Origin of the sequence: Cellulomonas sp. NPDC058312, assembly GCF_042880135.1 — a bacterium.
GTDB lineage: Bacteria > Actinomycetota > Actinomycetes > Actinomycetales > Cellulomonadaceae > Cellulomonas.
Genome location: NZ_JBHVZE010000005.1, coordinates 203,328 through 221,433, shown reverse-complemented (window position 1 = coordinate 221,433; position 18,106 = coordinate 203,328). Strand labels below are relative to the sequence as shown.

Sequence of the window (18,106 nt, the reverse complement as noted above, 5' to 3'; positions counted from 1 at the left end):
GTCTCGGCGGTCGTGGGGGACTCGGCGTTCGTGCGGGAGGACGTCAGGGGGCGGTGCCGCCGGTGCCGCCGCCCCCGTTGCCGTTGCCGTTGTTGCCGGTGTTGCCCGGCGACAGGATCAGCGTCACCGAGCTGCCGATGTCGACGGTGCGGCCCGGGGCCGGGTCGGACGAGATGACGGTGCCGACGGGCTGGCTGGACGCGCCGTCCGAGGCCACCGAGTCGACCGTCAGCCCCAGGGCGGTGAGCTGCGCCGTGGCGTCGGCCTCGGACTTCCCGACGATGTCGTTCGGGATGACGACCGTGGTCGGGGCCGCGGCGACGGTGAGCGTCACGGAGGTCCGCTGCTGCAGCAGACCGCTACGGTCCTGGTCGATCACGGTGCCAGGGGCGGCGTCGGCGGTCTCCTGCTGGACGATCGTCGACCCGAGGTTGAGCCGGTTGAGCTCGGCGACCGCGGCGTCCTGGGCCTGACCGCGGAGGTCGCCCAGCTCGACGTTGCCCGACGAGATGTAGAGGACGACGGACGAGCCGTCGGCGACGGACTGGCCCGCCGCGGGGTCGGTGCGCAGCGCGCGGCCGGCCGGCTGGTCGGGCAGGTTCTCCTGCTGGACCTCGCCGACGGTGAGACCGAGCTCCTCGATCTGCCCGCGGGCCTGGTCCTGGGTGAGCCCGCTGATGTCGGGGACCTCGACGGAGGTCGGGCCGGTGGAGACCCACATCGTGACCCGGGAGCCGTCCTCCGCCTGCTCACCGGCGGCCGGGTCGGTGCGGATCACGGTGCCCTCGGGCACGTCCGTGCTGGCCTCGGCCTGGCGCGCGGGTTCGAACCCGTCGGCCGTGAGCGCGGCCGCGGCATCGGCCTCGACCTGGCCCACGACGTTCGGCACGGCCGTCGTCTCGACCGGCGGTGTGCGGTCCTGCATGAGCAGGGCGACGATGCCGCCGACGGCGAGCACGGCGACGATCGCGAGGGTGATCCAGAGCCAGCGGCGGGACTTCTCCTCGGGCTCGTCCTCGGGGGTGGGCTGGGCGGGCAGCACGGAGGTGCCGGGGCCGGTGGGCGCCCACGCGGGCGCGGCGCCGGGCATGACCTGGGTGGCCGCGCCCTCGGCACCGAGCACCTGGGTGGCGGGGCCGGTCGAGACGGCAGCGACGGCGGGCGCGTTGACGTGACCGCCCCGCATCGCCGCCTCGAGGTCGGCACGGAACTCCGCCGCAGTCGAGTACCGGGCGTCGCGCTCCTTGGCGAGGGCCTTCGCGGTGATGCGGTCCAGGACCTCGGGCACGTCGGACGCGACGGACGACGGCGCGGGCGCCATCTCGCGGACGTGCTGGTAGGCCACGGCGACGGGGGAGTCGCCGATGAACGGCGGGCGGCCGGTCAGGAGCTCGAAGAACAGGCAGCCGGCCGAGTAGAGGTCGGATCGGGTGTCGACGGTCTCGCCGCGGGCCTGCTCGGGGGACAGGTACTGGGCGGTGCCGATGACGGCCTGCGTCTGGGTCATGGTCGCGGCGGAGTCGGCGATGGCGCGGGCGATGCCAAAGTCCATCACCTTGACCGCGCCGGTCGGCGTGAGCATGACGTTCGCGGGCTTGATGTCGCGGTGCACGATGCCCGCGTGGTGCGAGTACTCGAGGGCGGACAGCACGCCCGCCGTGATCTCGACGGCCTCCTCGATCGGCACGGCCTGACCGTCGCGCAGGATGTCGCGGACCGTGTGGCCCTCGACGTACTCCATGACGATGAACGGCACGTGCGCGACCGCGCCGGTGGGCTCGGTGTAGACGTCCTCGCCGGTGTCGTAGACCGCGACGATCGCCGGGTGGTTGAGGGCGGCCGCGGCCTGGGCCTCGCGTCGGAACCGGGCCTGGAACGAGGGGTCCCGGGCGAGGTCGGAGCGCAGGATCTTGATCGCGACGGTGCGCCCGAGGCGCGTGTCGTGCCCGATGTGCACCTCGGCCATGCCGCCGCGGCCGATGAGCTCACCGACCTCGTACCGTCCGGCGAGGATCCGGGATCCGTCGTCCACCACTAGGCGTCCTTCGCTGTCGTCGTTCGCGCGTCCGGTGCGGTTGCGCCGGGCACGTGCGGAGAGATCATCCCACCTGCGGGCTCGGCGCGGGCGTATCCCGGGTCGCCGAGGGGTCCGTCGAGGCCGGTGGCGCCCGTGAGGCGGTCCGCGAGGGCCGCGCCCAGCAGGGCGACCACGAGGACGGCCAGCACGAGCAGCGGCCAGCGCACGTGGAAGCGGCCCTGCCCGGCGCCGGGCTGGACCCGGGCGTGCGCGCGGGTCGTCGGGTGGCTGTGCGCGCCGGGGGTGCGGTAGGTCGGGGCGGGGACCCCGGCCGCACCGGTCGGGCGGCCCGTGCGCGGGTCGAACGAGGGCGGGGCGGCGTCGTGCGCGCGGGACGGCGGTGCCGCGGAACCGCGGACGCGTTGCGCGCCGGCCTCGCTCGGTCGCCCGCCGGTCGGGGCGCCGCGCCGGGGCGACGCGGGCGCGGGCGCGGGCGCCGGAGCACCCCGGGACGCGGACCGGCCGGGCACGATCGACACGGGCGCGTTCCCGCCCGCGGGGGTGTGCGGCACGAGGGCGTCGAACATCCGCGCCAGCTCCTCGGCGTCGCCGGGCCGCTCGCTCGGGTCCTTCGACAGCAGGCGCATCACCAGCTGCGCGATCGGCCGGTCGACCGAGGACGGCAGCGGCGGGACCGGCGTGTTCACGTGCGCCACGGCGATGTCGACGGCCGTGGGCCCGGTGAACGGCCGGTGCCCTACGAGCGCCTCGTACGCGACGATGCCGAGCGCGTACATGTCCGACGCGGCGGTGGCGGGTCCGCCGACGGCCTGCTCGGGGGACAGGTACTGCGCGGTGCCCATCACCATGCCGGTCGCGGTCATCGGCACCTGGTTGCTCGACAGGGAGACACCGAAGTCGGTGATCTTCACCTTGCCGGTCGGTGTGATGAGGATGTTGCCGGGCTTGACGTCCCGGTGCACGACCCCGGCCAGGTGCGCGGCGTGCAGCGCCCGGGCGGTCTGCGCGAGGATCGGCAGCAGCCGGCGCGGCGGCAGCACGGGCTCGCGCTCCAGCAGGTCGCTCATGGGCTCGCCGACGACGAGCTCCATCGCGAGGAACGCGGAGCCGTCCTGCTCGCCGTAGTCGAACAGCGCGGCGATGCCGGGGTGCGACAGGCTGCCGGCGTTCCGTGCCTCGGTGCGGAACCGCTCGAGGAACCCGACGTCACCGGCGAACTCCTCGCGCAGCACCTTGATGGCGATGTCGCGCTGCAGGGACTCGTCGTGCGCGGCCCAGACCTCGCCCATGCCGCCGACGGCGATCTGGCGGGTCAGCCGGTAGCGGCCGCCGAGCACGACCTGGGGTGCGGCCCTCACTGCCCGATCACCGCCTGCATGACGGCGCGGGCGACGGGCGCGGCGACCTTGCCGCCGGTGGCCTCGGACCCGACGGACCCGCCGTGCTCGACGATCACCGCGACGGCGACCTGCGGGTTCTCGGCGGGCGCGAACCCGGTGAACCAGGCGTGCGGGGCCTCGCCGTCGACGCCGGTCTGGGCGGTGCCGGTCTTGCCGGCGACGGTCACGCCGGAGATCTGCGCGGCGGTGCCGGAGCCGGACTGCACGACGCCGACCATCATGTCCGTGAGCTGCTGCGCGGTGGTCGGGGAGACGGCCTCGGACAGCTCGGACGGCTCGGCCTCGCTGACGACGTCGAGGTCGGCGGTGCGGACGGTCTGCACGAGGTACGGGGTCATCAGCGAGCCGCCGTTGGCGATCGCCGCGGCGACCATCGCCATCTGCGTCGGGGTCGCGCGCACGGAGTCCTGGCCGATCGCCGACAGCGCGGTCTGCGCGGCGTTCAGGTCGGCCGGGTAGGTCGACGTGGCGACGCCCATCGGCACCGTGAGGTCGGCGGAGTCGAAGCCGAAGCGTTCGGCCTGCTGACGGATGGCGTCGTCGCCGAGGTCGGCGCCGAGCTGCGCGAACGCGGTGTTGCAGGAGATCCGCAGCGACTCCGCGAGGGTGGCCTGGTCGTTGGCGCCGCAGGAGGACCCGCCGAAGTTCGGCAGGTCCGTACGCGTGCCGGGCAGGGTCAGCACGGTCGGCGCTGCGAGCACCGAGTCCGGCGTGTAGGCCCCGGACTCGAGCGCGGCCGCGGCGGTGACCAGCTTGAACGTCGACCCCGGGGGGTAGTTCTCGCGGATCGCCTTGTTGCTCAGCGGGTTGCCCTCGGCGGCCAGGAGCTGCTGGTACGCGGCGTTCGCGGCGGTGGTGTCGTGCGTGGCCATGAGGTTGGGGTCGAACCCGGGGGTCGACACCATCGCGAGGATCTTGCCGGTGGCCGGCTCGATCGCGACGACCGCGCCCTGCTGCCCGCCGAGCGCGTCGACCGCGGCCTGCTGGGCCGCCGGGTCGATGGTCAGCTCGATCGAGGACCCCCGCGGCTGCGCGCCGGTGACGAGGTCCTGGATCCGGCTCCAGAACAGGGAGTCGGCCTGGCCGGTGAGGACGTCGTTCATCGACCGCTCGAGCTGCGTACCGCCGTGGACCACGGAGTAGAAGCCGGTGACCGAGGAGTACAGCTCGGGCTGGGTGTACGACCGCTGGTACCCGAACGGGTCGTCGACGGCGGTCGACTGCGCGACCGGCTGCCCGGCGACGATGATCGGCCCGCGCGGCTTGCCGTACTCCCGGTAGAGGGTGCGCACGTTGCGGGAGTCGTTGTTCAGCGCGGACGCCTGGCCGAACTGCACCCAGGTGGTGCCGCCGAGCAGCACCAGGAACATGACGACGACGACCGACGCGAGGCGGCGCAGGGCGGTGTTCACGCGGCACCACCCCCGGTCGTGCGGCGCAGCTGCTCGGTCGGCTGGTCGTCACCGGGGCCGGCGACGGCGACCGGGTTGCGGGCCTCGTCGTCGAGCGGGATGCCGCCCGCCGGGGTCTGCAGCAGCAGGCCGGTGACCTCGGGTGCGGGGCGGCGGGCGTCGTCGGAGATGCGCAGGAGCAGGGCGGCCACGATCCAGTTCGCGAGCAGGGAGGACCCGCCGTACGCGAGGAACGGCGTGGTGAGTCCGGTCAGGGGGATGATCCGGGTGATGCCGCCGACGACGACGAAGCACTGGAACGCGATGACGAACGCCAGGCCGGCGGCGAGGAGCTTGCCGAACCCGTCGCGGACGCCGATCGCGGTGCGCAGGCCGCGCTGGCAGAGCACCAGGTACATCACGAGGATCGCCATGAGGCCGGTGAGGCCGAGCTCCTCGCCGAGCGACGCGATGATGAAGTCCGACTCGGCGAACGGCACGAGGTCCGGGCGGCCCTGGCCCCAGCCGGTGCCGAACAGCCCGCCGCTGGCCAGGCCGAACAGGCCGCGGACCAGCTGGCCGGATCCGCCGGGCGCGCGGTCGAAGACGTCCTGGTCGAGCGCGTGCAGCCAGATGTGGAACCGGGCGGCGACGTGCCCGAACGCGGTGGTCGCGGCGACGACGCCACCCGCGAACATGACCAGCCCGATGATGATCCAGGACAGCCGCTCGGTCGCGACGTAGAGCATCGCGACGAACAGGCCGAACAGCAGCAGCGAGGTGCCGAGGTCGCTCTGGAACACCAGGACGGCGATCGACGCGGCCCAGACCACGGCGATCGGCCCGAGGTCGCGCAGGCGCGGGAGCTGGAGGCCGAGGACCTTCGGGCCGGCGAGGGCGAGCGTGTCGCGGTGCGTGACGAGGTAGCCGGCGAAGAACACGGCGAGCGCGATCTTGGCGAGCTCGGCGGGCTGCAGGGAGAACCCGAGGGCGCGGACCCAGATGCGCGCGCCGTTGATCTGCACGCCGAGGCCCGGGATCAGGGGCAGCAGGATGAACACCAGGCCGGCGACCATCGCCGTGTACGTGTACCGGCGCAGCGTCCGGTGGTCGCGCAGGACGATCAGCACCCCGCAGGCGAGCAGCACCGAGATCGCCGACCACGCGAGCTGCCGGCCGGCGAACATCTCCGTGCCGCCGCGGGCCTCGCGGGCGAGGTCGATGCGGTAGATCATCGCGAGGCCGATGCCGTTCAGCGCGATCACGACCGGCAGGATCACCGGGTCGGCGTAGGGCGCGCGCCAGCGCAGCACCAGGTGCACGACCAGCGCCAGGCCGGCCATCCCCGCGCCGTAGCCCAGCACGTCGGCGGGCAGCGCGTCGGTCGCGCCGAGCCCGACCAGCGCGTACGCGGAGATCGCGATGGCCAGGGCCACGACGATCAGCCCGAGCTCCGTGCCACGACCGGCGCGCACGCGGTGCGCCTCGACCGTCGCCATCAGGGCGCCGCCGGCTGCTCGACGGGGGGCGTGGTCGCAGCGGCCGCGGCTGCGGCCTCGGCGGCGGCGTCGAGCGCGGCTTGCTCCTGGGCGGCCTGCTCGGCGGCGGCGTCCTGCTGGGCCTGCGCGACGTCGTCGGCGAGCGTGTCGATCCGGTCCCGTGCGTCCGCGAGCGACGCGGAGTGGATGGTCTGCTCGACGCGGTCGCGCACGAACGGCGGCAGGTCCTCGACCAGCACGTCGGACGTCTCGACGACCTCGGAGAAGCTCAGCGGGCCCACGGACTGGGGGATGCCCCGGTAGACGGCGACCGCCTCCCCGTCGACGCCCACGTAGTACTGGGTCTGCGTCCAGCGGTAGAACCCGAAGGCCGCCCCGGCGAGGACCGCCAGGCCCACCAGCCAGAGCACGAGCGCCCGCACGCGGCGGCGGCGACGGGTGCGCCGCTCGTCCGCGTCGTCGTCGGCGGTCTCGTCGACGACGGCCACCCCGCCGCCCGGCGTGCTCGCGGCGGCCTGGCGGGACAGCTCCGCGGCGCGCGCCGCCGGGCCGTCCTGCGCGGACGTCGGGCGGTTCCGGGAGATCGCGGCGGAGCCGACGACCGCTGCGTTGGTCGTGGGACCGGCGCCGTCGCGGACCTGGTCGAGCTCGAGGACGTCCGCGACCACGACGGTGACGTTGTCGCCGCCGCCCGCCCGCAGCGCGAGCTGGACCAGCCGGTCGGCGCAGGTGTCCACGTCCGTGATCTCGTGCAGGGTGCGGGCGATCGTCTCGCCGCTCACGAAGCCCGACAGGCCGTCGGAGCACAGCAGCCACCGGTCGCCGGCGCGCGCCTCGCGGACGGACAGGTCGGGGGCGATGTCGGCGTCGAAGTCGCCGAGCACCCGCATGACGACGGAGCGCTGCGGGTGGTGCTCGGCCTCCTCCGGCGTGATCTTGCCGGTGTTGACCAGGTGCTGGACGAACGTGTGGTCGGTCGTGACCTGGGTCAGGACGCCGTCGCGGAGCAGGTAGCCGCGGGAGTCCCCCAGGTGCACCATCGCGAGCTTGTTGCCCGCGCGGAGGATCGCGGTGACGGTCGTGCCCATGCCGGCGAGCTCGGGCTCGACCTCGGAGCGCGTGATGATCTCCTCGCGCGCCTCCTCGAGGGCCCGCTCGAGCTCGTCCAGCGCGTCGTCCGGGCCGTGCGACTCGCCGTCCAGGGGCGCGAGCGCGGCGATCGCCACGGACGACGCCACGTCGCCGCCGGCGTGCCCGCCCATGCCGTCGGCGACGACCAGCAGGTGCGGGCCCGCGTAGGCGGAGTCCTGGTTGTTCGACCGGACCAGCCCGACGTCGGACCGTGCGGCGTAGCGCAGCGCGATGCTCACGGTCCCCGCTACCCCTGCAGCTCGAGGACGCTCTGGCCGATGCGGATCTGCGCACCCGGGTTCACCGGGACCGGGTCCGTCACCGGCTGGTCGTCGAGGAACGTGCCGTTCGTGGAGCCCATGTCCTCCACCAGCCACTGGTCGCCCTCGGGGAACACGCGGGCGTGCCGGGAGGAGCTGTAGTCGTCGTCGAGCACGAGCGTGCAGGACGGCGCGCGGCCGATCAGCACGGCCGACGCACCCAGCGGCAGCGTCGTCCCGCGCAGCGGGCCCTCGGTGACGACCAGCCGCGTCGGACCGCTGCGGCGGTTGCGCCCGCGGGGGGCCGGGGCCGGGGCCGGGGCCGCCGGCGTCCCGGGGGTCGCCGCCGGTGCCGTCGCGGGGCGCTTGCGGCTGACGATCCGCGTGCCGTACAGGTCACGGCGCAGCACCCCGATCGCGGACAGCACGAACGCCCACAGCAGCACGAGGTACCCGAGCCGCAGCAGCGTGACCGTCAGCTCACTCATGCGTGCCGATCGTGGAGCCGCTCACTCGTCCAGGTCCTGTCCGTCGCCGTCGCCCGTCCAGAACATGATGCGGGTCCGACCGATGGTCAGGGTGTTGCCGTCGAGGAGTGTCGCGGCCGGGACCTGGTGGCCCTCCACGAACAGCCCGTTCGTGGAGCCGAGGTCGGAGGCGACGACGCCCTGCGAGGACACCCGGATCTCCAGGTGCCGGCGGGACACGCCCGGGTCGTCGACGACGATGTCCGCCTCGGAGCCGCGGCCGATCACCGTCACCGGCCCCGTCAGCAGGTACCGCTGGCCGTCGATGTCGATGAGCGGGTGCCGGGGGCTGGGCGCCGCGGTCGTGGCGGGGGCGGCCGTGCCGCGCACCGTCGCCGACTTCACGCGGAACCGGCCGGTCTCCAGGTCCTCGTACTCGTGGAACGCCACGGTCACCGGGCCGACGAACGCGTACCGCTGACCCGTCGCGTGCTCGGTGACGTTCGCCGCGAGCTCGTCCGCCAGCGCCTCCGCGCCCCAGGCCTCGACCTGGTCGTAGTCGCCGGGCGACAGCTCGACGGTGAACTCGTTCGGCACCACCGTGCGGTCGCGGCCCACGACGGCGGCACGGTCGTCCACCTCGCGGCGCAGCGCGCTCGCCAGCTCGACGGGCTTCACCTCGCTGCGGAAGGCCTTGGCGAACGCGGTGTTCACGACGCGCTCCACACCGTGCTCGAACCGGTCCAGGATGCCCACGTCCACCACCTCCTCACCGCACGCGCGTAGCGCCGAGCGCCCGGACGGCACCCGACTTCCTGCGTAGATGGTAGCCACGCGGCGGGTCCGGGGCCTCGACCTGAGGACGGCGAGGCGGCGCGGACCTGGTGAAAGGGCTGCGGAGGCCCGTGGGGGAGCGGTGTGCGGGGGTTCCGGGAGGGCCGTCGAGGGGGTGGTCATGGACGACCCTCGGATCGTGCTAATCTTCTGCGGCGCGCGAGTGGCGGAACGGCAGACGCGCTGGCTTCAGGTGCCAGTGTCCGAAAGGGCGTGCGGGTTCAAATCCCGCCTCGCGCACACAGGTAGGACGGGGAACCCCCGGTCGGAGAGACTCCGGCCGGGGGTTCTTCGTTTGCGGACCTGACCTGCGGTTTCGCGGGCATCTGCTGTGCTGGTCAGCTGGGGCCGCGCATCATGCCCGTCGCCATCCACGTCCCCGATGTCGGCTGGTACACCGGGCGGTCCTTTCCGCACCGGGCGCAGACCTCCGTGATCGCGTCGGGTCCTCCCTGGTCGGGGTTCCGCTCCGCGAGCCACTCGTGACGTCCGACGATGCACCTGAGTGAGCTCATCTCGGCCCCCTTCACGTCGTCGTGAGGTGTCAAGACTCCCGTGCGCCTACCCCGCGTCCGGACGATGAGACCATGCGCTCGGTGACCAGTCAGAAGGCAGGTGATGTGGCGGCGGGAGACCCCGTCCGCGCCGTGACGGGCTGGTGCCTCGTCGTCGCCGGCGTCATGTCCGGTGCCGCTGCCCTCGTCTGCCTGTCCCTACCGGGCTTCCGAGTGGCGAACTGTCTGACACCACTGCCGTCCGCGCGCCAGGCAGCGGTCGCGGGGTTGAGCCTCGCGCTCGTGTCGGGCGTCGCCTGGGGATTCGGCCGGGTGCTCGGCCTCGTAGCCGGCCCGAGCTCTCTGCGGTACCGGTGGTGGGTCCTGGCGCTTCTCCTTCTTCTCGCGGTCCCGCTCTCGGCGCTCATGTTCCTGCCGATCTCGCCCGCCGCAGCGGAGAGCAGGGCGGCGTGCACGGCGGCCGGCGGACGATCGCTGCTCGCCGTGCTCGCGCTCTGGGCACCGTTCGCGGCCGCGCTCGCCGGGGAGCTCGTCGCCGTGCGACGACGAGTGTGCGTCCCGTTGATCGCGGCAGGCTGGGTGGCGTGCGCCGTCGTCGCCATCGCGGTGGCGTGGGTGCTGAGCAGAGCCCTCGGGCCTACGGTCTGAACAGCAGTCGTTCCACCCGAGGACCTCGGCTCCTGACCGGTCCGGTGGGTTCGCCAGCTCCGTCGTGCCTCGTCGACCGGAGGCGGGGATGGCGGGGGCGCGATCGGCCGCCACGCACCCTCCCGCCGCTCAGATCCACCCGCGTTCCTCCGCCGCCAGCACCGCCTGCTGCCGCGTCGTCATCCCGAGCTTCCCGAGGATCGACGACACGTGGTTCCGGACGGTCCCGGGGGACAGGTGCACGGTGGCGGCGATCTGCGCGATCGTCTCGCCGCGTCGGCCGGCGCGCAGCACGTCGAGCTCGCGGTCGGTCAGCGGGCTGCGCTCGTCGGCGAGGGCGTCGGCGGCGACCTCCGGGTCGACGTAGCGGCGGCCGGCGGCGACCAGGCGGATCACCTCGGCGACGTCCTGCGCGGGGCGGGACTTGGGCAGGAACCCGTCGACGCCCGCGTGCAGGGCGCGGCGCAGCACGCCGGGTCGGGCGTGCCGGGTGACGACGAGGGTGCGGGTCGGGACGGTGCGCGCGAGGCGCTGGGCGGTCTCGATGCCGTCGATCCCGGGCATCTCGAGGTCGAGCAGGCACACGTCGGGGCGGGTGCGTGCCGCCTCGGTCAGGGCCTCGGCCCCGGAGCGGCACTCGGCGACCACGTCGAGGTCGGGCTCGAGCCGCAGCAGCATGGCCAGGGCGCTGCGGATCATGTCCTCGTCGTCGGCGATCAGCACCCGGATCACGCGGCACCCCCGGCGGGGACCGCGACGGTCAGCTCGAACCGGTCGCCCGCGTGGACGTGGACCGTGCCGCCGATCGCCTCGACGCGGGCGCGGATCGCGGCGATCCCCGTGCCCGGCGCCTGGTCCACACCGGGGGAGGGCCGGGTGTCGGTGGGCCGGTCGTTCGCGATCGCGTACCGCCACCGGTCGGGGTCGCGGTGCAGGCTGATGCTGGCCCGGCCGACGGCGCCGTGCTTGAGGACGTTCGTGACGCTCTCCCGCACGAGCGGCCCGAGGACGTCGGCGGGCGCGTCCTCGACGCCGGGGCCGAGGGTGACCCGGACGTCGTGGCCGGCGGCGCGGAGCAGGTCGGCGGCGTTGGCCAGCTCGTCGGGCAGCGGGACGCCCCGGAACCGGGTGGCGAGGTCGCGGGTGCCGGCGCGGGCCTCGTCGACGGAGGCGCGCGCGGTGCGGATCTGCTCGGTCGCGGACGCGGGGTCGGCGTCGATGAGCCGCTCGGCGAGCTCGAGGCGCAGCGCGATCACCTGGAGGTGGTGGCCCTGCAGGTCGTGCACCTCCCCGGCCAGGCGGAGGCGCTCGCGGGTGGCGGCGAGGGCGCCCTCGGTCTGCCGGGCCCGGTCGAGCTCGCGCACGATGTCCCACCACCACAGGGAGAACACCGCGAGGGCGGGGAGCAGCAGCAGGAGCGCCGGGGGTGTGGAGACGCCCACGTCGCGCTCCCCCTCCGCGGTCAGCGGCGGTGCGTCGACGACCCACAGCCCCGCGAGCACGACGGTCACGACCACGACGAGGCGCCAGCGGACGCCCGCGGGCCATGGGTGCAGGCTCAGCAGGAACGCGAGCAGGCCAACGCCCAGCATCCACGAGCCCGCGGCCAGCCCCACGAGCACCGCCCCGGCGCCACCGACGGCGAACGCGGCCGCGGCACGGCGTCGTCGACCGCGGTCCGGGGCGTCCTCGTCGTGGACGGACCCGGCGGGGTAGTCGAGCACCAGCACGACGGCGGCGGCGCCCTGGAGCAGGGCGCCGACCAGGGCGAGCGCGGACGCGGCGGGCACGACCGCGTGGGTGGGGGTCTGCTGGACGAACAGCCACCAGTTGCTCACCACCAGCAGGTCGAGCAGGACCAGGCCGGCGACGGTGTACCACCAGGTCGCGCGCACGCCGGCGGCGACCCAGGACCTCCGCGGAACAGCCATGCACCCGACCGTACGACCATGACATCCGTCATGGCCGGGGCGGCGGGACCGCACGGGCACGGGTGACACGGCGCCACTGCCGCGGACCGGGGTCGGCGTCGTCGGATGGAGGGGTCGAAGAACCCACCCGTCCGGAGGCCACCATGACCCGCCTGTTCGCCGAGATCGTCCCGCAGTTCCAGGAGCTGGTCGCCCAGCTGCCCGAGTGGCTCCAGCCCGCGGGCGTCGCGCTCGCCGGCGCCGTCCCGTTCGTCGAGGGGGAGGGGTCCGCGGCGATCGGCATCGTCGGCGGGATCCCCCCGGTGCTGGCGGTGCTGGCCGGGATCGCGGGGAACTTCCTCGCGGTCCTGGTCGTCGTCACGCTGGGGGAGCGCGGCCGCCAGGCGGTGGTCACGCGGGGCGGCCGCACCCCGCAGGCGCCGAGCGCGCGCCGGCAGAAGTTCGACCGGGCGTTCGCGCGGTACGGCGTCGCCGGTGTCAGCCTGCTCGGCCCGCTGCTGATCCCGACGCACTTCACCGCGGCGGCGCTCGCGGCGTCCGGCGTCTCCCGCGCGCGGATCCTCACCTGGCAGGGGATCGCGATCGTGCTGTGGACGACCGGGATCGCGCTGGTGATCACGGGCGTGATCGCGTTCGCGCGGTGACGGCGGACGCGCCCGGCCCGTCCGGCCGGTGGCAGGTCAGGGCAGCCGGCGCAGCGTCCCCGGCCGGCGGACGCCCGGTCCCAGCCGTGGCGCGGTGAGCGACCGGGCCGCCGCGGCCAGGCGGTCGCGAAGCCGGCCGTTCTCGCCCTCCAGTGCGGCGACCCGCTCCCGGAGCGCGGCGACCTGGTGCTCGGACCGGGCGAGCCGCCGGCGCAGCGCGGTGTCGCGGCCCGCGGCGGCGGGGTCCGGGGGGACGGTGGCCTGCAGCCGACGGATCCGGTCGGCGAACTCGCGGTGCTGGCGCAGGTAGCCCACCGAGCAGTGCGCGGCGATCGCCACGGACAGGAAGTCGAACGGGCCGCCCTGCTCCTCGGCGAGGGCCAGCGCCTGCTCGACGTGGTCCCGCACCACCTCGGCGCGGTGCCGCGCCTGCTCGATGACGTCGCCGTGCGGCGACGGGTCCTCCTGGTGCACGGGGCTCACCCTGCTCCTCGGGGGTGGGGCGGGGTCAAACCCGGAGGGCGCCCGCGGGCCCGGACGTGACGGACGAGACAACGAGCCCACCGCGGACGTGCCGGAGTTCACCCCGGACGGGCCCCGAGGTCCCTTGCGCGGGCGCCGCCGGGCGCTCAACCGGGACGTGAGCCTCCGTTCGGCGGAAGCGAAGCGGTTCGACCCCTCAGGTCCGGGGACGCCCGCGCGATCGGCGCCGTGTCGGGCAGCCAGCCCGGCCCGACGAACACGGAGAACCGCATGAGCACCGCCCGCACCACGCCCGCGACCGACCGAGGGCGTGGCCTGCACCCGCGCGACTGGTCGATCCGCACGAAGATCCTCGCGGTCGTCGCCCTGCTCGGGGTGGTGGCGGCGGGCACCGGCGTGATCGCGGTCCAGTCCCTGCGCTCGCTGGCGGACACCACGGCGGAGATCGCCGCGCTCCAGGCCGGCCCCGTGTACCTGCGCAGCCAGATCCACATCAAGCAGCAGGGCGCCCGCATGACGCTCGCCAACCTCGCCGCGGTGCACACCCCCGAGGCGAAGGAGGACTGGCTCGCGAAGCAGCAGGCCAACGACGAGGGCATGCAGGAGAAGATCGACGAGTTCAACGCCACCGACTACGCGGACCTCGACGCGTGGCAGGCGTTCCAGACCGACTACGCCGCGTGGTTGGACGTCCGCGAGGAGCAGCTCGAGCCGGCGGCCCTGGCGAGCCCCGCGAGCGACGAGTACGGGACGCTGCTGCAGGAGGTCTCGGTGCCGATGGCGACCGTGTTCGCCGGGGACCTCGACGAGCTGGACGCGGACCTGACGGCGATCGCGACCGACCTCGCCGACGAGGCGGCCGACCAGTCGCGGACCTCGACGTTGCTGCTGGTGACGAGCCTCGGCACCGCGCTGGTGGTCGTGCTCGGCCTGGCGTTCGGCGTCGCGACGTCGATGCGGCGCAGCGTGGAGCGGGTGCGCGGCGCGCTCGCGGCGATGGCGCACGGCGACCTGACGGTGGACGCCCCGGTGCGCGGCCGCGACGAGATCGGGCTGATGGCCGCGGACCTCGCGGTCGCGCAGGCGTCGCTGCGGCGCACGATGGCCGGCGTCGTCGAGCGCGCCCAGACCCTGTCGGCGGCCGCCGAGCAGATGGCCGCGGCGAACGCGCAGGTCGAGTCCGGCGCGCGTGCCACGGGCGACCAGGCCGGGGTGGTCGCCGCCGCGGCCGAGCAGGTGTCGCGCAACGTCCAGACAGTCGCGGCCGGCGCGGAGCAGATGGGCGCGAGCATCCAGGAGATCGCGCGGAACTCCACCGAGGCCGCGCGGGTGGCGTCCCAGGCGACCGCGGTGGCCGTCGCCACGAACGACCACGTGGCCCGGCTGGGGGCGTCGTCGCAGGAGATCGGGAACGTCGTCAAGGTCATCACGAGCATCGCCGAGCAGACGAACCTGCTGGCGCTGAACGCCACGATCGAGGCCGCGCGCGCCGGCGAGGCGGGCAAGGGGTTCGCGGTCGTCGCGGGCGAGGTCAAGGAGCTGGCGCAGGAGACCGCGAAGGCGACGGAGGACATCGCGCGCCGCGTCGAGACCATCCAGTCCGACACCGGCGACGCGGTCACCGCGATCAGCGAGATCTCGAAGATCATCGCGTCGATCAACGACTACCAGCTGACGATCGCCTCGGCCGTCGAGGAGCAGACGGCGACGACCGACGAGATGTCGCGCGGCGTGCAGGAGGCGGCGACGGGCTCGGGGGAGATCGCGACCAGCATCACGGCGGTCGCGTCCGCGGCGTCGGGGGCGGCCGCGATCGTCACCGAGCAGGGCGAGTCGGTGGAGGAGCTCGCGCGCCTCGCGGCGTCGCTGCGGGGTGACGTGGAGGCGTTCACGTACTGACGCACACGGCCCGACCTGCCGTTCCACGTGGAACATCGGGTCGGGCCGCCGCCGACGGGCGGAGCGGCCCGGCCGATGCCACGCTCGTCCCATGACCGGACACGTGCAGCAGGCCGCCTCCCGCGCGGGGGACCACCCCGTCCTCGAGAAGGGCGCCCGCCTCGGCTACGGCGCCAGCGGTGTGCTGCACCTGCTGCTCGCCTGGGTGACGATCCAGCTCGCGTGGACGTCCGGTGGGGAGCAGGCCGACCAGTCGGGCGCGCTCCAGCAGCTCGCGGGGAACGGGTTCGGGCAGGCGCTGCTCTGGGTGCTGCTGGTCGGGTTCGTGCTGCTGGCGCTGTGGCAGGCGACCGAGGCGGTCGCGTGGGGCGAGGCGAAGGACCGCGCGAAGGCGGCCGCGAAGGCCGCGACCTACGCGGTGCTGGCGGTCACGACCGGGTCGGTCGTCCTGGGCGGGTCGAGCGGCGGCGGGTCCGGCGGTGCGACGTCGGGGCTGATGTCGTCCGGGCTCGGGCGGGTGGCCGTCGGGGTCGCGGGCCTGGTCGTCATCGGCGTCGGGGTCTACCACGTGGTGAAGGGCTGGACGGAGAAGTTCCTCGAGGACCTCGAGAGCAGCCCGGAGACCTGGGTGCGCCGGGCCGGGAAGATCGGCTACATCGGCAAGGGCGGCGCGCTCGGCGTGGTCGGGGTGCTGCTGGTCGTCGCCGCGGTGCAGAGCGACCCCGAGAAGGCCGAAGGCCTGGACGCGGCGCTGCACGCGCTCGCCGGCCTGCCGTTCGGCGCGGTGCTGCTGACGCTGGTCGCGCTCGGGTTCGCCGGGTACGGGGTCTACGGGTTCGGCCGCGCGAAGCACGCGAAGGTCTGACCCCCCTTCTGGTCCGGGAGCGCCGGGACTAGCGTCGGCGCATGGGCCAGGTCATCGCGTCCGCGACCGCGTCGCTGGACGGCTTCATCGCGCGCCACGACCACGGGGTCGAGGAGCTCTTCGACTGGTACGGCAACGGCGACGTCGTCGTCGAGAACGCCGGCGACCTGCCGCCGTTCCGGCTGACGCAGGCGTCCGCGGACCACTGGCTGGCCTGGCGGGAGTCGCTGGGCGCGCTCGTCGTCGGCCGGGAGCTCTTCGACCTCACCGACGGCTGGGGCGGGACGCACCCGCTCGGGGTGCCGTTCGTGCTGCTCACCCACCGACCCGTCACCGCGTCGGCCGCGATCGGGTCGCCCGACCTCGTCGTCATGCACGAGGGCGTCGGTGAGGCCGTCGCGGCCGCGCAGGAGATCGCGGGCGACAAGGTGGTCGGGGTCGCCGCGGGCACCATCGCGACCCAGGTGCTGCGCGCGGGGCTGCTGGACGCGGTCAACGTGGACCTCGTGCCGGTCGTCCTCGGGTCGGGGCGGCCGTACTTCACCGGGACAGAGGGGTTCCCGGCGGTGCTCGGGGACCCGACGACCGTCGTGCCGGGGCGGCGGGTGACGCACCTGTCGTTCCCGGTGGTGGGGTGAGCGGGAGCTGGGCCCAGTCTCGAGGGTGCACCGACCACGCGCGTGCCTGGGACGGCTTCACCCGGATGGTCGCTGTCCAGCGAGACCGGGTCGCCCCTAGGTTCCTCGCAGATCGGTGCTCGCCCGTGCCGCCGTCGTGTTCGAGGCGATGGGCTCGGGGACCAGACCGACCACGCCTCACCACCACGTCTCTGAGTCCCGACCCGGCCCGACGCGGGCATCCGACCGACCTGGAGTCCTTCCATGCCCCGTGACGACCTCTTCCGCTGTCGCGTCTGCGGACTCGAGATTCACGGTGCGGCGCCTTTGATGCTGCTCCACGGTGACCTGGAGCATGCTGTCGAACAGGTGTCGGCGTGGCGTGCGGCCGGCATGACCGTGGGGGTCGTTCGCGGGCGCACGATGCGAACGGTGGCCGGCCTGTTCCACGAGGTATCGGCTGCGCTCCAGTTCCCGTCCTACTTCGGCGAGAACTGGGCGGCCTTCGACGAGTGTCTGGCCGACATGGAGTGGACGCCGTCGTCCGCTGGACTCGTGGTCGCCGTCCTGGACGCGGTCGAGGTGTTGTCCGACGAGCCCGAAGCGGAGATGGCCACGCTGGTGAGCGCCGTGGCTCGAGCCGCGCAGACCTACGCCGAGCCGATCGACTCGGGTGAGTGGTGGGATCGACCCCCTGTGCCCTTTCACGTGGTGCTGCAGGCCGGTGAGGGTGAGGAGACGACAATCCGCACGCGCTGGGGGGCGTCGGGTGCGACGTTCTCGGTGCTCGGCCGACGTTGAGCTGCGTCGTGCTCGGTGGCGCAGCAGGGCGCCTTCTCGGACGCGGATGGAAACACGTCCGAGCCCGTGACCGCGACGACCCGCAGGGCCCGGCGGCGCCTGGATGTGAGGTGGGCTCACTCGCCGACCTGCGGCGGTCCGGGGTCCGGTATCGCGACGCGATCCCGGTCCTGGTCGACTGGCTCGGTCGCGTGAGCGATCCGAAGGTCAAGGGCGAGATCGCCTGCGGCGCGGTCTGGGTTGAAGGCCGGGCCCTACCTCCACTTCTCCGGTGGGCCGAACGCGGGCCACCGAGTTGCCCTGGGGGCATCATGATCGACGTGACACCTCTGCACGAAGCGCTGCTGGAGCTCGGGCTCGAGGACTGGATCCCTCTGCCCGAGATACTCGACACTCCGGAAGTGCGCCCGTGTGTCGAGGAAGGCAGAGTGGTCGGTCTCGTCTCCCGCGCGCTGGTCGACCTCGTGGCGCAGGACCGGATCCAGGTGTGGTTCGGGCACTGGTCGGCGGACCCGGGTCCTGCACCACGTGAGCTGGCCGAGGAGCTGCTGCTCGACGAGCGCCGGTACTCATTCGGCGCTGAAGACGCTGGCCTGGACCGGGTGTACGTCGTGAACGTCGCGAACTTCCGTGCCGAGTAGCGAGCGTCGTCGAGCCGCCCGCCAGCGAGTCGTCCTACGAGA

The 18,106-nt window shown here is 74.0% G+C and carries 17 protein-coding genes and 1 tRNA gene; 8 read left to right on the top strand and 10 right to left on the bottom strand.

All coding sequences use genetic code 11. The annotated features are described in order from the left end of the window. Positions 1–43: 43 nt before the first annotated feature. From pknB to ACFVXN_RS16120, 7 genes are read right to left on the bottom strand one after another with little or no spacing between them, the layout of a single operon-like run. Positions 44–2,035: a Stk1 family PASTA domain-containing Ser/Thr kinase gene (gene pknB / locus ACFVXN_RS16150; protein WP_389234689.1), complete on the bottom strand. Its 1,992-nt coding sequence runs from the start codon at positions 2,033–2,035 to the stop codon at positions 44–46. After that, positions 2,035–3,396 carry a protein kinase gene (locus ACFVXN_RS16145; RefSeq protein WP_389234686.1) on the bottom strand — a complete coding sequence of 454 codons (1,362 nt, stop codon included), beginning with the start codon at positions 3,394–3,396 and terminating at the stop codon, positions 2,035–2,037. The genes pknB and ACFVXN_RS16145 overlap by 1 nt, the downstream gene beginning before the upstream one ends. Beyond that, positions 3,393–4,850 carry a peptidoglycan D,D-transpeptidase FtsI family protein gene (locus ACFVXN_RS16140; RefSeq protein ID WP_389234683.1) on the bottom strand — a complete coding sequence of 486 codons (1,458 nt, stop codon included), beginning with the start codon at positions 4,848–4,850 and terminating at the stop codon, positions 3,393–3,395. Before ACFVXN_RS16140 ends, ACFVXN_RS16145 begins: the two co-directional genes overlap by 4 nt. Beyond that, positions 4,847–6,328 (bottom strand): FtsW/RodA/SpoVE family cell cycle protein, encoded by a 1,482-nt coding sequence (locus ACFVXN_RS16135; protein ID WP_389234680.1) that lies wholly within the window; start codon positions 6,326–6,328, stop codon positions 4,847–4,849. Before ACFVXN_RS16135 ends, ACFVXN_RS16140 begins: the two co-directional genes overlap by 4 nt. Beyond that, on the bottom strand, positions 6,328–7,698 hold the full coding sequence (locus tag ACFVXN_RS16130; RefSeq protein WP_389234677.1) for a Stp1/IreP family PP2C-type Ser/Thr phosphatase: 1,371 nt from the start codon (positions 7,696–7,698) through the stop codon (positions 6,328–6,330). Before ACFVXN_RS16130 ends, ACFVXN_RS16135 begins: the two co-directional genes overlap by 1 nt. An 8-nt stretch (positions 7,699–7,706) precedes the next feature. Continuing rightward, positions 7,707–8,207: an FHA domain-containing protein gene (locus ACFVXN_RS16125; RefSeq protein WP_389234675.1), complete on the bottom strand. Its 501-nt coding sequence runs from the start codon at positions 8,205–8,207 to the stop codon at positions 7,707–7,709. A 21-nt stretch (positions 8,208–8,228) separates the two neighbouring features. Then, on the bottom strand, positions 8,229–8,942 hold the full coding sequence (locus ACFVXN_RS16120) for an FhaA domain-containing protein (RefSeq protein WP_389234853.1): 714 nt from the start codon (positions 8,940–8,942) through the stop codon (positions 8,229–8,231). 235 nt (positions 8,943–9,177) lie between these two features. On the opposite strand from ACFVXN_RS16120, the gene ACFVXN_RS16115 reads away from it, so the two are divergent. Together ACFVXN_RS16115 and ACFVXN_RS16110 are read left to right on the top strand one after the other, a co-directional pair. Next, a tRNA-Leu gene (locus ACFVXN_RS16115) sits at positions 9,178–9,260 on the top strand. Between the two features lie 347 nt (positions 9,261–9,607). Then, complete coding sequence (locus ACFVXN_RS16110; protein WP_389234672.1) at positions 9,608–10,183, top strand: hypothetical protein; 576 nt, start codon at positions 9,608–9,610, stop codon at positions 10,181–10,183. Between the two features lie 129 nt (positions 10,184–10,312). Here ACFVXN_RS16110 and ACFVXN_RS16105 read toward each other — a convergent pair whose 3' ends face one another. Together ACFVXN_RS16105 and ACFVXN_RS16100 are read right to left on the bottom strand one after the other, a co-directional pair. After that, the gene (locus ACFVXN_RS16105) at positions 10,313–10,915 is read right to left on the bottom strand and encodes a DNA-binding response regulator (RefSeq protein ID WP_389234669.1); all 603 of its coding nucleotides are present in this window, start codon (positions 10,913–10,915) and stop codon (positions 10,313–10,315) included. Further along, a complete protein-coding gene (locus tag ACFVXN_RS16100) occupies positions 10,912–12,114 on the bottom strand; it encodes a sensor histidine kinase (protein WP_389234666.1) in 1,203 nt (400 codons plus the stop codon). Before ACFVXN_RS16100 ends, ACFVXN_RS16105 begins: the two co-directional genes overlap by 4 nt. A gap of 143 nt (positions 12,115–12,257) precedes the next feature. Here ACFVXN_RS16100 and ACFVXN_RS16095 point away from each other — a divergent pair, with 143 nt between their 5' ends. Beyond that, complete coding sequence (locus ACFVXN_RS16095) at positions 12,258–12,758, top strand: small multidrug efflux protein (protein ID WP_389234663.1); 501 nt, start codon at positions 12,258–12,260, stop codon at positions 12,756–12,758. 36 nt (positions 12,759–12,794) lie between these two features. Here the strand turns inward: ACFVXN_RS16095 and ACFVXN_RS16090 are convergent, their stop codons facing one another. Next, a complete protein-coding gene (locus ACFVXN_RS16090) occupies positions 12,795–13,241 on the bottom strand; it encodes a hypothetical protein (protein ID WP_389234660.1) in 447 nt (148 codons plus the stop codon). Between the two features lie 270 nt (positions 13,242–13,511). Here ACFVXN_RS16090 and ACFVXN_RS16085 point away from each other — a divergent pair, with 270 nt between their 5' ends. From ACFVXN_RS16085 to ACFVXN_RS16065, 5 genes are all read left to right on the top strand, one after another. Then, complete coding sequence (locus ACFVXN_RS16085; protein WP_389234657.1) at positions 13,512–15,140, top strand: methyl-accepting chemotaxis protein; 1,629 nt, start codon at positions 13,512–13,514, stop codon at positions 15,138–15,140. Positions 15,141–15,231: 91 nt separating this feature from the next. Then, positions 15,232–16,005 carry a DUF1206 domain-containing protein gene (locus ACFVXN_RS16080; RefSeq protein ID WP_389234654.1) on the top strand — a complete coding sequence of 258 codons (774 nt, stop codon included), beginning with the start codon at positions 15,232–15,234 and terminating at the stop codon, positions 16,003–16,005. A gap of 41 nt (positions 16,006–16,046) precedes the next feature. Beyond that, a complete protein-coding gene (locus ACFVXN_RS16075; RefSeq protein WP_389234651.1) occupies positions 16,047–16,643 on the top strand; it encodes a dihydrofolate reductase family protein in 597 nt (198 codons plus the stop codon). A gap of 243 nt (positions 16,644–16,886) precedes the next feature. Further along, positions 16,887–17,423 (top strand): barstar family protein, encoded by a 537-nt coding sequence (locus ACFVXN_RS16070; RefSeq protein WP_389234648.1) that lies wholly within the window; start codon positions 16,887–16,889, stop codon positions 17,421–17,423. Positions 17,424–17,533: 110 nt separating this feature from the next. Next, a complete protein-coding gene (locus ACFVXN_RS16065; protein WP_389234645.1) occupies positions 17,534–18,064 on the top strand; it encodes a hypothetical protein in 531 nt (176 codons plus the stop codon). The last annotated feature ends 42 nt before the right edge of the window (positions 18,065–18,106 follow it).

Excerpts from the sequence above, each read along its gene's own strand:
- ACFVXN_RS16135 (WP_389234680.1), bottom strand. The coding sequence starts at position 6,328 with ATGGCGACGGTCGAGGCGCACCGCGTGCGCGCCGGTCGTGGCACGGAG.
- ACFVXN_RS16125 (WP_389234675.1), bottom strand. The coding sequence starts at position 8,207 with ATGAGTGAGCTGACGGTCACGCTGCTGCGGCTCGGGTACCTCGTGCTG.
- ACFVXN_RS16110 (WP_389234672.1), top strand. The coding sequence starts at position 9,608 with ATGCGCTCGGTGACCAGTCAGAAGGCAGGTGATGTGGCGGCGGGAGAC.
- ACFVXN_RS16100 (WP_389234666.1), bottom strand. The coding sequence starts at position 12,114 with ATGGCTGTTCCGCGGAGGTCCTGGGTCGCCGCCGGCGTGCGCGCGACC.
- ACFVXN_RS16095 (WP_389234663.1), top strand. The coding sequence starts at position 12,258 with ATGACCCGCCTGTTCGCCGAGATCGTCCCGCAGTTCCAGGAGCTGGTC.
- ACFVXN_RS16085 (WP_389234657.1), top strand. The coding sequence starts at position 13,512 with ATGAGCACCGCCCGCACCACGCCCGCGACCGACCGAGGGCGTGGCCTG.
- ACFVXN_RS16080 (WP_389234654.1), top strand. The coding sequence starts at position 15,232 with ATGACCGGACACGTGCAGCAGGCCGCCTCCCGCGCGGGGGACCACCCC.
- ACFVXN_RS16075 (WP_389234651.1), top strand. The coding sequence starts at position 16,047 with ATGGGCCAGGTCATCGCGTCCGCGACCGCGTCGCTGGACGGCTTCATC.
- ACFVXN_RS16070 (WP_389234648.1), top strand. The coding sequence starts at position 16,887 with ATGCCCCGTGACGACCTCTTCCGCTGTCGCGTCTGCGGACTCGAGATT.